We start from the raw sequence: 15647 nt of genomic DNA, 5'->3' as shown, positions 1-15647 counted from the left end.
ACAATATTTTAGCTAAAAATAATAATTTGATGAATACATTTGAAGAAAAGAGGAGCTTACTTTTAGAGATGATTGCTTTTTCTACTGTAGATGGGCATTTGCATAAGAAAGAATATGAGTTTTTAGCAATTATAGCCAATGCGCTAAATTTCGAAATTGATGTTTTTAACGACTTTTTTCATCAGGAATTACCATCTCTACCTATTAAATCTGAATTTCAACGCGTACAGCAATTTTATAGATTGGCTTTATTGATGTATAGTGATGGAGTTTTACATAAAAAAGAAGCGCTTGCTATCCAACAAATTGCCATAGGAATGGGACTTAATCCTAGTGCCACGAAACGAATCCTTAAGTTGATGAACGAGGCACCCAATGCAATTATTGATCCGGAAGTTTTATTGCATGTTTTTCAAGAACAACATAATTAGGTCAATTGTTCTTGTAATCTTTTGATGTCATCCCTTAATTTTGCTGCTTGCATGAAGTCTAAATCTTTGGCGGCTTTTTCCATTGACTTACGTTTTTCTCGGATTATTTTTTCAATCTCAGGTTTTGACAAATATAAATTTTCAGTTTCGGCTGCAGTATTTAAAGGATACCCTAACTCATAATCAGCCAAAGGGTTTTTAGTAAAGGCGCTCTCAATTTTTTTATTTAAAGCTTGAGGTACTAAATTATTTAAAGTATTGTGATTGATTTGTTTGGTTCTTCGATAATTGGTTTCATCAATGGTTTTTTGCATGCTATTGGTAATTTTATCAGCATACATGATCGCTTTTCCATTCAGGTTTCTCGCAGCGCGACCAATTGTTTGTGTAAGCGAACGATGACTTCGTAAAAAACCTTCTTTGTCTGCATCCAGAATTGCCACTAAAGAAACTTCGGGTAAATCCAAACCTTCACGGAGTAAATTTACACCAATCAACACATCAAAAATTCCTTTTCGTAAATCTTGCATGATTTCGATACGTTCCAGTGTATCTACTTCAGAGTGAATATAACGGCACCGAATATTGACTTTTGTTAAATATTTGGCTAGCTCTTCTGCCATTCTTTTGGTTAAAGTGGTGACCAAAACACGTTCGTCAATTTCAGCCCGAACCTGAATTTCTTCAATCAGATCATCAATTTGGTTTAAACTAGGTCTAATTTCAATAATAGGATCTAATAATCCTGTAGGGCGAATTACTTGCTCCACAACTACACCCTCCGTTTTTTGTAATTCATAGTCCGCTGGTGTTGCTGAAACATAAATGACCTGGTTTTGCATGGCCTCAAATTCGTCAAACTTCAATGGGCGGTTATCCATAGCAGCAGGAAGACGGAAACCATATTCTACTAAATTTTCTTTTCGGCTTCTGTCTCCACCATACATAGCGCTTACCTGTGATAGTGTCACATGGCTTTCGTCTACTACCATTAAATAGTCTTTTGGGAAATAATCCAATAAGCAAAAAGGTCTTGTGCCTGGTAAACGCCCATCGAGGTAACGGGAGTAATTTTCAATTCCGGAACAATAGCCAAGTTCTCGAATCATTTCCAAGTCAAAATTGGTACGTTCTTCCAATCGTTTTGCTTCCAAATGTTTTCCTATTTCTTTGAAATAATCGACTTGTTTTACCAAATCTTGTTGAATTTCCCAAATGGCATTTTGTAAAACATCTGGAGACGTCACAAACATATTGGCGGGATAAATCGTCAGTTTTTCAAATTTTTCAATTACTTGAGAATTCTTTGTATCGAAACTTTCAATTTCTTCTATTTCATCTCCAAAAAAATGAACTCGATACGCTTCATCGGCATAACTGGGGTAAATATCTACGGTGTCGCCTTTTATTCTAAAACTTCCGGGATTAAAATCGGCTTCGGTTCTGGAATATAAACTTTGCACCAGTTGATGTAATAATTTGGTTCTGGAAATAATTTGTCCTTTCTCAATAGGTATTAAGTTTTTCTGAAATTCAATTGGATTTCCAATACCGTACAAACAGGAAACCGATGCTACAACCAAAATATCTCTTCTTCCGGAAAGCAACGAGGCAGTGGTTGACATTCGCATTTTTTCGAGTTCTTCATTGATTGATAAGTCCTTCTCAATAAAAACGCCAGTTACGGGCATAAACGCTTCGGGTTGGTAATAATCGTAATAAGAGACAAAATATTCCACGGCATTATTCGGGAAGAATTGTTTAAATTCAGAGTATAATTGTGCCGCCAACGTTTTATTGTGTGCCAAAACTAGAGTTGGTCTTTGGACTTCTTGAATTACATTGGCCACGGTAAATGTCTTTCCGGATCCCGTAACTCCCAGTAAAGTTTGGAATTTTTCACCGTCAATAATCCCTTGCGTTAATTTTTCAATTGCAAGGGGTTGGTCGCCCTTAGGCTGGTAATCGGATACTACTTGGAAATTCATTGGTTTTAAGAGGCAAGATTTTAGAGTCACAAAGGTACAAAGTTTGGATTCTTTTTTACCAAAGAGTAAGCCAAAAAAAAACCATCCTGTTGTAGCAGGATGGTTTTGATTATCTAAATTATTTTTAGAAGCTTAAATTCAATCGGGCAAAGACAAAACGACCGTTTTGACCAAATTGAGATACGTTTCTTGAATAAACGAATTGGTTAGCATTTGATAAATCGATTGTTGCTGGAGCAGCAGTATAATCGATAGCTCCAGATACTAATCGAGGTCTGATTGCCGTTTGTGTTCCAAGATTTAAATCTGGATAAATATCAAAAATATTATTAGCACCAATAACAATTTTTGCTGCATTGGTAATTTTGAAACCGACGGATAAATCAGTGATGATTTTTGCTCCCCAAATCGGGTGCTCAATTTCTACTGCTTGACCGTTTATTATAACCCCTTCAACTCTTCCGTCTCCATTTACGTCTGCAGTGTTCGGATCAGTAACTTTGCCAAAATAAACATTTCTCAAGAAGAAATCGAATTTTTTGTAGGTAATGGAATTGGTTAAATTAGCTTTTACTCTAGGAATTGCTTCTTGTAAGTACACTCTACTTGCTTCAGAATAATATCTGTTAATTTGGCCTGCAGCTTGTAATACTGGAGAGGCGTGAATTTCTCCAACTCTATAGGTTTTAGAAAATGTTCCTGATAAATCGGTTTTTAGCGATATGTTATTTCCAAAACTTGTTTTATGGCTTATTACAACATCAATTCCTTTGGATTCTGTGTCAATAGCATTTGCAAAGAAAGTTGCAGCAGTTGCTCCGGCAGTATCAAATAAGGCATTCAAAATTGCATTTGGTGATCCTGCTGCGGGAGTGCCACCAGGTCTTGAAAATTGATCCGTAAGCACTACTCTGTCGTCTATTTTTACAACATAAGCATCCGCTGTTAAGGTTAAATTAGCTTCAGGGATTTTGGCTGTAAAGCCAATACTGGCACTTTGAGATTCTTCTTGTTTCAATTTTGGAATTCCTAGTAATTGTGCTGCTTGCGAATCATTACTGAACGTTCCTACTTCAAAGGGCACACCACCTACAAATTGTGTAGCAGTTGAATTAAAGTAGATTTGGTGTAAAGATGGGGCTCTAAATCCTGTAGAAATAGCACCACGTAAATTGACATTATCTGTTAATTTATAACGAGTTGCTACTTTAAAATTTGTTGTGTTTCCAAAATCGGAATAGTTCTCAAAACGAATTGCTCCATTAACTAACCATTTGTCAGTAAGATCTAATTCTAAATCAGTATATACGGCTACGCTGTTTCGGTCTTTATCGATTGCATTTGCAGGTCTGAAACCTGGAAATACCTGAGAACCACCTGGTCTTGCAGCTCCAAAAAAGTCAGTTACTCTTATATTTGCAGCTGTAGTTCCTGTTACTACACCACCATTTATATCATATTGATTGTACGAATTAGACTCACCTGCATTTATTGAAAAGTTTTCATGACGGTATTCCGCACCAAAAGCGACATTCAGTCCTTTTAGCACATCAAATTTTCTATTCATGTCAAAATTAGTTGTGTTTTGGGCGAAAGCCAAACCACCCGCATCAAATTCTGTAGGAGAATTTTCTCTTAAAGAGGCATTTACTGTATTTTCAACACCGTAATCAAAAGCATTTCTTCCAAAAGTGTTGCTTAAGTCAAAATTCCAATTTTCGAATATAAGACCTCTAATACCTGCGGCAACAGAGACGTCATTGATTGTAGAGTGTATTTCCGGTAAAAAACCATTTGGATACAAACCGGTGTATGATCTGGCTTGATTAGGTCTTCTATAAAAACCTGCAGCTTCTCCATTTCTATAACTAGTCCCACCAAAAGCATACGCTTCTAATTTATCATTTATTGGATAAGCAGCATTCAAAAAGAATTGGGCACTTTTCAAGGAAGATTGTCCCACTCTCATATTAAAGTCTTTTCTTTCAAGACTTCTATACGCTAATTCTCCTGCTGTAGCATCGAAGTTCAATGCAGTTTGCATTTGTGAGATGTTTGCAGCACCAGTTATAGCAGTTTGTTGCGCCGTTGTAAAATAACCTACTTGTGGAGCATACTGTTTTATTGTGGTAAGTATTTGAGTTGTATTTGGAGTATTATTTATGTTTCCAAACAAGGCATTGATATTTGTTCCAGCTTCGGCAGCTCTTTGTTCTATAGCATTGTACGCATTGAATAAGTTTCCTGTCACATCTTTTGCTCGGCTTGTAGCATCTCTAAGTTGAAAACTAGCCGTTGCATTGATAAAGCTTTTCTCTTTTCCAAGACTCGTTCCGTAATTTAAGTCTAATTGGTAATTTCCGCCATCAATTCCACCATCGTGGTCATTAGCTCCTTTAGAAAGGTTACCTCCTCCAAAGAGGTTTACTTCTAATTTGTTAGTATTTTTTTTAACATTAATATTGATTACTCCAGCAATGGCATCTGAACCATATTGTGCAGAAGCGCCATCTCGCAATACTTCAATTTTTTCAATGGCAAATGCAGGAATTGCATTCAAATCGGTTCCTACAGACCCCCTACCTGGAGATCCATTAATGTTGACTAATGAAGAAGTATGTCTTCTTTTTCCATTTATTAAAACCAATACTTGATCGGGTCCTAAACCTCTTAATTGTGCGGGATCAATATGATCTGTTCCGTCAGCAACAGTTTGCGTGTTTGATGTAAACGAAGGCGCAACCATGTTTAAGATTTGATTTAAGTTGACTTGTGCACCTTGAGAAGCAATTTCTTTCATACTTATCACATCTATAGGTACTGCTGATTCTGTTACAGTTCTAGTAGGATTACGAGAACCAATAATAACAACGTCTTGTAACGTTTCACCACTGCCAATTAAAGTAATATTTAGTACACTTGTTGTAACAGAAACGTTTTTGGTTTCTAGACCCACATACGAAAATTGCAAAACAGCTCCGATTTTTGCACTGATCGTATACTTTCCATCGCTATCGGTTGTAGTTCCTTTTGTAGTTCCTTTAACGAGGATTGTGGTACCGGGTAAAGTAGCTTTTGATTCGTCAGTTACAACCCCTGATACTTTAATTTCCTGAGCGGATAGGCCTGCAGTTAAAATTAGGGTTAGAATAAGTAAAATTTTTTTCATTTTGGTTATTTAAGATTATGGATGCTAAATTACTACTAAAACAACGTTAATTTTAATTTTATTAATACGAATAATTCGAATTTAATGAATTGTTTATATTTCTGCTTTTTTTTACAATAATGATAATTAATATGATTTTTTTTAAAATGGAATAGTGTTTAAATAGTGTTGAAATTTAAAATACTCATACGTTTAAAATTCCCATTTCAGTTGTTGTGCTTCGCTCAAAAAAGTCCAAGCGACTATTCGGCTTATTTTTTGACCTTGAGCCATATCAATGGTTTTAATTTCTACAGCACTCACTTTATTTAGGGTTTTGTATAGACTAGAAAGATTTTCTTTTTTAGAAATCAAAGTAGTAAACCATAAACATTGCATCGGATATTTAGCACTTTCATAAATCATTTGAGTGACAAAACCCAGTTCGCCGCCTTCGCACCATAATTCAGCATTGTGACCTCCAAAATTTAAAACAGGTTTTGTGGTTTTCGTATTCTCTAAATTGTTTATTTTTCTAACAGTACTTTTTGTGGCTTCATCCTGTGAAGCATGAAAAGGGGGATTGCAAATGGTGAACGTAAATTTATCTTCAGGAGTAATTATATTTTTAAAAATAAAACGGGATTCTGTTTGTTGCTGTAAACTGATAGCATCAATCAGTTTTGGATTTTTTTCAATGATTGTGCTGCAATTTTCGATTGCTTTTAAATCGATGTCTGTACCTACAAAACTCCATCCGTAGGCTGAATTACCAATTATAGGATAAATACAATTGGCACCCACACCAATATCTAAGCCTTGAACCGTTTCGCCTTTCGGAATAATTCCGTTGTTACTGGAAGCTAGTAAATCAGCTAGATAATGAATATAATCAGCTCTTCCGGGAATTGGTGGACAAAGATAATTTTTGGGAATGTCCCAGTTTTGAATGTCATAATGCAACAGCAATAAAGCTTTGTTAAGCGCTTTTACAGCATCAGGATTGTTAAATTCAATTGTTTCGATTTCATGCTCATTAATAGAAACAAAAGGCTTCAATTCAGGAGATTTTTCTATTAATTGCTCAAAATTATATCCAAATCGGTCAAGATTTCTCGGATGTAAATTAGTCTTTTCGGGAATCGTTTTCGGTTTCATTTTCTATATTTCGATGCAAATATAGGTATAACTATTTACTTAGGGCGTAAAGGGGAATTTCATACAATAATGGAATGAAAAAAAATCATAAAAGGGGAATAGTGTAGATTTATTGTAACATAAAATCGGTTATATTTATAAAAAAATGAATTGAATGGCTTTTATACTCACCAGATTTAAATTTAAAAAAAGATATATTGTTTATACTTTTGTCGCTTTCTATATTCTCTTGTGTCAATCTTGTATGACCATGCGATTTTCTAATGCGGAAACAACACAATTTTTTGCTGCCTCTCGGACAGCATTTCAGGACAAAACAATAAGTTTTGACGGCTATAAAATACATTATGTCGAAACGGGTAATATTCAAAATCCAACATTGTTTTTTGTACACGGTTCACCTGGAAGCTGGAATGCCTTCAAAGAATATCTTAAAGACACTTTATTGTTGCAAAAATACCGAATGATTGCGATTGACCGACCAGGTTTTGGGTACAGTGATTTTGGTAATGCTCAAAATTTGAAGGTGCAATCCGAAAGGATATCAGAATTTATATTGAAAATGGCAAATAACAAACCTGTAATTTTAGTGGGACATTCCATTGGAGGTCCAGTTGTAGCTAAGTTAGCTGTGGATCACCCGTCATGGTATTCAAGACTGGTTATACTCGCGGGAGCATTAGATCCAAAAGCAGAAAAACCAGAGAAATGGAGAACTGTTATTAAAGTCCCGCCATTGCGGTATTTGATTCCCGGTGCTTTACGTCCATCTAATGATGAATTATGGTGGTTGAAACACGATTTAATCAATTTGGAGTCGGACCTCAAAAAAATTACTTGTGATGTGACTATAATTCATGGGACCAAAGATGCTTTGGTACCGTATAGCAATGTAGCATTTATGAAAAAAAAGTTTGTTAATGCAAAATCAATGGATACGATAACTATCAAAAAAGCGAATCATTTTATCCCTTGGAGTCATTATGAAATTGTGAGAAATGCATTGTTGAATTTAAAATAATACTAATCCACGCATTCCATCATTAATAAATCTCCTTCTTCGTGTGCTATAGTTACAATACCATCTTTGATAACGTGATTGCTACTTCCAGTTCTGTACCCCATAGTAAGATTATCATCTTTTAACGGATAGAATAAATTATCGGAATGAATTCCTGTAACGTGACCAATAGGTATTAATGAAATAGGAGTGTTTGCGGGGTACCATTTTTCAAATTTCTTGGGTAATAAAAAAACTTTTGAATGATCGTCCAGAATTACAATTTTAAGTAGATTTCTATACCGTGTGATATTGGTAAGATTGGTAATCGTATGATCGGCTCTTCGTCCAGTAGCCCAAACGACATTTACGGCGGGAATCTTTCTTTCGATTAAATAGTCAAAAGCTTTTTCTAAATCGGTTTTATTTTGGTCCGGCGTATGAATGATTTCAATTGGATATTGAGCTATTTTATAGATTTCAGGATCAAATCCTCTGTCGAAATCTCCAAGAATCACATCGACTTTGATGTCTAGTTCCATGACGCGAACCATAGCCGAATCTAATACAACAACAAGCGGGGACCATTCTAATAATTGGCCCAATAGTTCTGGATGACAGGAAGCGCCGTTGGCAATGATTAATGCAGGCTCTTGGTCGTCCCGAACGATATGATGTGATGACATAGTTACTTATTTGTTTCGAATACAAATGTAGTTATTCAATAGTGTAATTTCTAATATCGACTTGACTAAGGGAGAAATAGCCCAATGGATAATTAGCCGAGTCAGTAGTATTGATGATGTTTCCTCTTACGGTTGCAGGCGGAGATTGAAACGGTCCACCTCCATTATTTCCAGCAATACTTACTAAAACGCTCATATAGTTGTAGTATGCTTTAGAAATCCCAAAGTGGCTTACTTCAATTTTATCGTCTTTTTTTAAGTCATCATTTTGCGAGATACTAAAGAATTCGTTCCCGTTAAAAAACTCATCTTGGTCTACATAATAGTTTGATTTCACTTGGTTCGAATACACATATTTGTAGAGGTAAAAATTAGCTTCACTTGCTGGATCTTGATAAAACGTTTTAATCTCTATGTTTTTCCCTATAAAACCACCTTGGTTATTTTGTACAATTTTTGTTATTGGTGCAACGGGTTTCAACACTTCTGAAGCGATGTAGGTACTGCCGTTGCTAATAACATGTAAAGTGTATACTTCATTTATTATCGGAATAAATGCATTGCATACATACTCCCCTGTATTGGCAACTTCTGTAAAATTAAAGACCGTATTAGTACTGTTCTTAATATAAATAGTTGCATTAGAAACTTTTGGAATTTCAGTACTGTAAAAACCGGTAGTAGTGGTCAGTTTTATTTTTTGTTGATTTCCTGAAGTTCCTTTTTTCCAGTTGATAGCTGCTTGAATAACTAGTTTAGGCGGAGCATTATCCAGATCTACTTCAATTACATCTTCGCAAGCACTGTTTAGTATAGCAATAATAATTATTAGGTAAAGTGTTATTTTCTTCATGATTTTGCTTTTATTTCGGGGTCTTAATAAATTCTTATTTTTAAAATTTGAAATTATAACTTACCGCTGGAACAACACCAAATATCGAAGTTTTTACAGCTTCATTACTTCCTGTTTCTATATTCTGTCTGAAATTGATAGAAGCGGCATTTTTTCGATTGTAAAGATTATAGATACTAAATACCCATTCGCCTTTCCATTGTCTGTCTTTGTTGCTTTTGGGAGTCAATGTTGCGGCAATATCAAGGTGATGGTAAACTGGAAGACGATTTTCGTTTCTCAATCCATAACTCGGTACATTGATTCCTAAGTATTCATATTGTCCAACAGGATACGTTACCGGTTGACCAGTTTGCAGTGCAAAATTAGCTCCAAAAGACCATTTTTCATTCAAATTGTAGGAAGTGGTTATGGCAATATTATGCAGTTTGTCATATACTGAATTGTACCATTGGCTGTTGTTGATTCCAGTTTCTATTGGTGTTCTTCCAGGAGTTTTTTGCTCTGATTTTGATAGTGTATACGATATCCATCCGTTAAATTTACCTTCATTTTTTCGGAACATGATTTCTAAACCATAGGATCTTAATTGACCGTTCAGGATTATTTGTTCAATGGCTTTATTGGCAATCAAATCAGCGCCATCAATATAATCCAATCGGTTTTGCACTTCTTTATAATAGGTTTCTACTTCAAGGGAGTATACACCTTCTTTAAAGTTTTTAAAATAACCCAATGCCACTTGATCGGCAATTTGTGGTTTGATAAAACTATCGCTTGGCGTCCAGACATCTAGCGGAGTAGGCGATGAGGTGTTTGAAATGAGTTGTAAATACTGCACCATTCTGTTGTAACTCGCTTTTATAGATTGGTCATCGTTGATTTGATACGCCAATGAAAACCGCGGTTCTAAATAATTATAGCTTTTCATTACTTGGTTTCTGTCGTAAAACTGGGTGCCAATTGGAGTTGCTTTTTCATAAATCTGTAAGTCCGAATTGAACGTTACAGGATTGTTATCTTGATAAATGTTTACAGTAGATTGTCCTAAGCGGTAAAACATGCTGTACCTAAGTCCGTAGGATAGCGCTATTTTCTTGGAGATTTCGTGATCTGCATTGATATAAAGGGCAGATTCAAGAGCATATTTTTTATCTAATTGATCAAAATTGATTCCAGAATCCGCATCAGATGGTTTTATGGTTCCTGGGTTGAACTCGTAATAAATTCCGTTTACCCCGTAATTCAATTTGAATTTATCAGAAATGTATTTCTTAAAATCGTACTTGATATTGTAGTTTTTAATGCCAGAATCCCATTTGAATCCTATAAAATCCAAATCCAGACCATAATAAAAATCACTGTAAATCAACGATAAATTCGAAAACAATTTTTCGGAAAATAAGTGATTCCAACGCAGGTTTACCGTAGCATTTCCATAAATGTTAGTAAAGCTTTTGTTGAGACTGAAAACGTCTCGACCAAAATAGCCAGACAAGTAAAGACTATTGTTCGAATCCAATTTATAACTCAATTTAGTATTTAAGTCATAAAAATAAGCGGAATTATTTTTTTGTTCTGGGGATAGCTTTAAAAATAAATGAGCGTAGGAACTTCTCCCGCCAATAAGGAAGGAACCTTTGTCTTCTACCAACGGTCCTTCGGCCAAAATACGGCTGGAAATCAATCCAATTCCTCCATTGACATGAAATTCTTTACTATTACCGTCTTTTTGATAAATGTCTAAAACCGAAGAAGCTCTCCCGCCAAAACGAGCGGGGATTCCGCCTTTGTATAATTTCAAATCTTTGATTGCATCCGGATTGAAAACGGAGAAAAACCCAAAAACATGGGAAGAGTTAAAAATAGTAGCTTCGTCTAATAAAATTAAATTTTGATCCGCGCCTCCACCACGAACATTAAAGCCTGATGCGCCTTCGCCAGCATTAGTTACCCCGGGAAGCAATAAAATAGATTTTAAAATATCGACTTCACCCAGTACAACAGGCATTTTTTTGATGGCTGAAATAGAGAGTTTGTTGACACTCATTTCTGGTTTTCTAATGTCTATTCTGGTTTTATTATCACTAATAATAACTTCTTTTAGGACCGTTTCATTACTGGATAACTTGAAATTATTTTTTATATTTTGGTTTAAAATAATCGACTCTGAAATGTTTTGATATCCTAGTGAAGTTATCTGAACCGTATAATTTCCCTTAGGTAATGTAATGGAATAAAATCCGTATTCATTGGTTGTTACGCCCGTTTTTAATTGGGGTATAATAACGTTGACTCCTATTAAAGTTTCATTACTATTAGCATCAATAATAATCCCACTTAAGGTAAATTTTTCTTGAGCGAAAGACGAAATAGTAGCTAATAATACAACTAAAAAGGTAGTAATTTTCTTTGGAGTCATTGTTTAAATTTTATCGAAATGAAGAACTGCAAATTACATTAAATAGAATTTCAATTGGTGTATAACAGATGTTAAGGTATTGCTAATATAAAAAAAAGACAACTGTTTCCAGTTGTCTTTTCAATAGTATTACTAAAATTATAATGCAGTTAATTAAGCGATTTTTGCTAATATAGTATTGAAAGTTTCGCTTGGACGCATTGCTTTACTTGTTACTTCAGGATTCGGTTGGTAATGACCACCAATATCTTGTGGTTTTCCTTGTGCTGCAATTAACTCCGTATTGATTTTGGCCTCGTTTGCTGCAAATTCTGCTGCAATAGGAGTAAAGATAGTTTTCAACGCGGCTTCTTTATCTTGCGCTGCTAAGGCTTCTGCCCAATACATGGCCAAGTAAAAATGAGAACCGCGATTGTCAATTCCGCCTAGTTTACGTGCTGGTGATTTATCAGTTGCCAAGAATTTCTCCGTAGCGACATCAAGAGTTTCCGCTAAAACAATTGCTTTAGAATTGTTTAAAGTTTGTCCTAAATGCTCTAATGAAGCACCTAAAGCCAAGAACTCACCAAGGGAATCCCAACGCAAGTATCCTTCTGCCGTAAACTGCTCTACGTGTTTTGGAGCTGATCCACCGGCACCAGTCTCAAACAAACCGCCACCATTCATTAATGGAACAATAGAGAGCATTTTTGCGGATGTTCCCACTTCTAAAATGGGGAATAAATCCGTTAAATAATCACGTAATACGTTTCCTGTTACTGAAATAGTATCTAATCCTTTGATGATTCTTTCTAAGGTAAAGTTTGTTGCATCTATAGGATTCAGTATTTGAATGTCTAAACCTGTAGTATCGTGATCTTTTAAATATTTTGTAACTTTTGTGATTAGTTCTCTATCGTGCGCTCTGTTATTATCCAACCAAAAAATAGCTGGAGTGTTAGATAAACGGGCTCTGTTTACCGCTAATTTAACCCAGTCTTGAATCGGAGCATCTTTTGCCTGACACATTCTGAAAATGTCTTTAGCTTCAACGGCTTGTTCCATCAAAACGTTTCCATTAGTGTCAACAACACGTACCACTCCGTCAGCAGTCATTTGGAATGTTTTGTCATGTGAGCCGTACTCTTCTGCTTTTTGTGCCATCAAACCTACGTTAGGCACACTTCCCATTGTAGTTGGGTCAAAAGCGCCATGTTTTTTACAAAAATCAATTGTCGCTGTATAAACACCGGCATAACATCTGTCTGGTATCATGGCTACGGTATCTTGTTGTTGTCCGTCTTTATTGAACATCTGTCCTGAAGTACGAATCATGGCCGGCATAGAAGCATCCACAATCACATCTGATGGAACATGAAGATTGGTAATTCCTTTTTCAGAATTTACCATAGCTAATGCTGGCCCGTTTGTAATTGCTTGGTTTAATGCCGCTTCCACTTCAGCCTGCATTGGTTTTCCTGCGATTTTTGCATACACATCACCTAAACCGTTTCTGGTATCAATATTCAATTCATCAAATAAGGCAGCGTATTTTTCGAAAACAGCTGCGAAATAAACTTCTACGATAGCTCCAAAAATAATTGGATCCGAAACTTTCATCATTGTAGCTTTCAGGTGAACCGAAAGTAAAACGTTTAATTTTTTTGCCTCTGTAATTGTTTTGGCTACGAAGGTTTTTAAAGCGTTTAGGTTCAGTACTGAACTGTCGATTATTTCACCTACTTTTAATGGAGTACTTGCTTTTAGGACAGTAGCGGAACCATCTTTAGCAACGAATTCGATTTTTACATCAGTGGCATCGGCAAGAGTAAGTGATTTTTCACTTCCGTAAAAATCACCACTTTCCATAGAAGCTACATGTGTTTTTGAGTCAGCAGACCATGCACCCATAGCGTGTGGGTTAGCTTTAGCGTAATTTTTTACTGCTTTTGGAGCTCTACGATCCGAGTTTCCTTCGCGTAAAACAGGATTCACCGCTGAGCCTAATATTTTAGAGTATTTAGCTTTGATGGTTATCTCTGCTTCGTTTTTTGGTTCCTCGGGGAAGTTTGGTATACTATATCCATGAGATTGTAATTCAGCAATAGCTGCTTTTAATTGAGGAACAGATGCCGAAACATTTGGTAATTTTATGATGTTAGCTTCTGGAGTTGTCGCTAATTGCCCAAGTTCTAATAAAGCATCTCCTGTCTTTTGATCTTCTGTCAAAAACTCCGAAAAGTTTGCTAAAATTCTTCCGGCTAAAGAAATGTCTCTAGTTTCAATTTCAATGTCAGAAGTTGCTGTAAATGCTTGTACAATAGGTAAAAATGAATACGTTGCCAATAAAGGCGCTTCATCAGTAAGGGTGTAAAAAATTTTTGATTTCTGTGTCATTTTTTTATTTTTATAATCGAATCACGTTAAATGTAGCTTATATAAGGGATTTCACTTAAAATAAGGCGGACAAATATATGAAAATCAGATGTAATAGAAGGTGGATTTCATGTAGAAAAACACGATTTTTATGATTACCAACTTGTTATTCTTATATTGTCAGTTTTATAGATCCATTAATCCTAAATTAGGAATTTATAAGGAAAATAGTAACCAAAAAAAAAGTCCCAACAGAGTTGGAACTTTTATAGTTAAGAAACAGTATACTATCTTCTTTTGTCTTTAATTTTAGCTTTTTTACCAGTAAGTTCTCTGAAGTAGAAAATTCTAGCTCTACGTACAGCACCTTTCTTATTGATTTCAATTTTTTGTAATGCTGGAAGATTAACTGGGAAGATACGCTCAACTCCAACTGCTCCTGACATTTTACGAATAGTAAAAGTTTCTGTGTTAGCAGAACCTCTTCTTTGAATAACTACTCCTTTAAAAAACTGTGTTCTAGTTTTTTCACCCTCTCTAATTTCGTAGTAAACAGTGATAGTGTCTCCAGCTGCAAAAACTGGGAATTCTTTTCTTGTTACGAATTCGTCTTGAACGAATTTCATTAAATCTGCCATGATATTTTTTAATTATGGGTTGTATTAAAGCAACATTCGCGGATTTCGCCAGAGGTTAATCTAATGTGGGTGCAAAAGTAAATAAATATTTTGAATTATAAATTATAAATTTTGAATTATTTGAATCCTTACACTGAGGTGGTTAAGATAAATACAATAGTAAACTAGATTTTACTCCTCCAGCAAATCCGGTCTTCTATTCTTCGTATGTTCATACGCCATATCTTCCCTCCATTTGTCAATTTTGGCAAAATTTCCACTGGTCAGTACCTCAGGAACTTTCCATCCGTTATAATCTGCGGGGCGTGTGTATATGGGGCCTGAAAGTAATCCATCTTGGAAACTATCTGTCAATGCGGAGGTTTCATCACTTAATACTCCTGGGATCAATCTAATCAATGCGTCGGATAATACCAAAGCTCCTAATTCACCACCACTCAATACATAATCGCCAATCGATATTTCTTTAGTGATAAAGTGATCGCGCACGCGTTGGTCTACACCTTTATAATGGCCGCAAAGGATAATAATATTTTCATACATTGACATGGTATTCGCCATTTTCTGGTTTAGTGTTTCCCCGTCTGGCGACATATATATGATTTCGTCGTAAGTTCTTTCACTTTTCAAATGGGTAATACAGGCGTCAATAGGTTGCACCGTCATGACCATTCCAGCGCCACCACCATACGGATAATCATCAACGCTTTTCTGCCTGTTGGTCGTGTAATCCCGTAGATTGTGAAAATGAACTTCTACTAAACCTTTGTCGATGGCACGTTTCATAATCGAGGCCTCAAAAGGACTTCGCAATAATTCTGGTAGAACAGTAACAATATCAATACGCATAATTTCTTTTCTAAGTTTTAATCCCGGGGATTTGGTAGCAAAGGTACAAAGTTGCCGCGTTTTTCAAATAACCAAATTGAGGATTAAACTCTTTTTAGGAACAAATTTGGCCTATTGAC

The 15647-nt window shown here is 35.6% G+C and carries 11 protein-coding genes; 2 read left to right on the top strand and 9 right to left on the bottom strand.

Annotation, left to right across the window (positions count from 1 at the left end):
- Nucleotides 1-29: 29 nt before the first annotated feature.
- Nucleotides 30-431, top strand: coding sequence for an excinuclease ABC subunit B (locus tag AC0608_RS13400; protein WP_478289415.1), 402 nt, complete (start codon nucleotides 30-32; stop codon nucleotides 429-431).
- Here the strand turns inward: AC0608_RS13400 and uvrB are convergent.
- The 3 genes from uvrB to rlmF form a co-directional block, all read right to left on the bottom strand.
- Entirely contained in the window at nucleotides 428-2419 is a 1992-nt protein-coding gene (uvrB, locus tag AC0608_RS13395; RefSeq protein WP_478289414.1) for an excinuclease ABC subunit UvrB, read from the bottom strand. The two genes, AC0608_RS13400 and uvrB, sit on opposite strands and share 4 nt — an antisense overlap.
- A gap of 124 nt (nucleotides 2420-2543) precedes the next feature.
- Nucleotides 2544-5588, bottom strand: a complete 3045-nt coding sequence (locus AC0608_RS13390; protein ID WP_478289413.1) for a TonB-dependent receptor — start codon at nucleotides 5586-5588, stop codon at nucleotides 2544-2546.
- Between the two features lie 192 nt (nucleotides 5589-5780).
- Nucleotides 5781-6725 carry a 23S rRNA (adenine(1618)-N(6))-methyltransferase RlmF gene (gene rlmF / locus AC0608_RS13385; RefSeq protein WP_478289412.1) on the bottom strand — a complete coding sequence of 315 codons (945 nt, stop codon included), beginning with the start codon at nucleotides 6723-6725 and terminating at the stop codon, nucleotides 5781-5783.
- Between the two features lie 154 nt (nucleotides 6726-6879).
- Between rlmF and AC0608_RS13380 the strand changes: the two genes are divergently transcribed.
- On the top strand, nucleotides 6880-7746 hold the full coding sequence (locus AC0608_RS13380) for an alpha/beta fold hydrolase (protein ID WP_417959425.1): 867 nt from the start codon (nucleotides 6880-6882) through the stop codon (nucleotides 7744-7746).
- A gap of 2 nt (nucleotides 7747-7748) precedes the next feature.
- Here the strand turns inward: AC0608_RS13380 and AC0608_RS13375 are convergent, their stop codons facing one another.
- The 6 genes from AC0608_RS13375 to trmD all read right to left on the bottom strand — a co-directional run bounded on the left by AC0608_RS13375 (nucleotide 7749) and on the right by trmD (nucleotide 15528).
- Entirely contained in the window at nucleotides 7749-8411 is a 663-nt protein-coding gene (locus AC0608_RS13375) for a thiamine diphosphokinase (protein ID WP_478289411.1), read from the bottom strand.
- 31 nt (nucleotides 8412-8442) lie between these two features.
- A complete protein-coding gene (locus tag AC0608_RS13370) occupies nucleotides 8443-9264 on the bottom strand; it encodes a DUF4249 domain-containing protein (protein ID WP_478289410.1) in 822 nt (273 codons plus the stop codon).
- A 40-nt stretch (nucleotides 9265-9304) separates the two neighbouring features.
- Nucleotides 9305-11686: a TonB-dependent receptor gene (locus AC0608_RS13365; protein ID WP_478289409.1), complete on the bottom strand. Its 2382-nt coding sequence runs from the start codon at nucleotides 11684-11686 to the stop codon at nucleotides 9305-9307.
- 153 nt (nucleotides 11687-11839) lie between these two features.
- Entirely contained in the window at nucleotides 11840-14062 is a 2223-nt protein-coding gene (locus tag AC0608_RS13360) for an NADP-dependent isocitrate dehydrogenase (RefSeq protein WP_478289408.1), read from the bottom strand.
- Nucleotides 14063-14328: 266 nt separating this feature from the next.
- The gene (gene rplS / locus AC0608_RS13355; RefSeq protein WP_073207643.1) at nucleotides 14329-14679 is read right to left on the bottom strand and encodes a 50S ribosomal protein L19; all 351 of its coding nucleotides are present in this window, start codon (nucleotides 14677-14679) and stop codon (nucleotides 14329-14331) included.
- Between the two features lie 171 nt (nucleotides 14680-14850).
- Nucleotides 14851-15528, bottom strand: coding sequence for a tRNA (guanosine(37)-N1)-methyltransferase TrmD (gene trmD / locus AC0608_RS13350; protein ID WP_074723946.1), 678 nt, complete (start codon nucleotides 15526-15528; stop codon nucleotides 14851-14853).
- Between the last annotated feature and the right edge of the window lie 119 nt (nucleotides 15529-15647).

This window comes from Flavobacterium sp. GNP008 (assembly GCF_056428965.1).
Note: the sequence above shows the minus strand (reverse complement) of the source record. Positions and strands in the feature narration are given on the sequence as shown.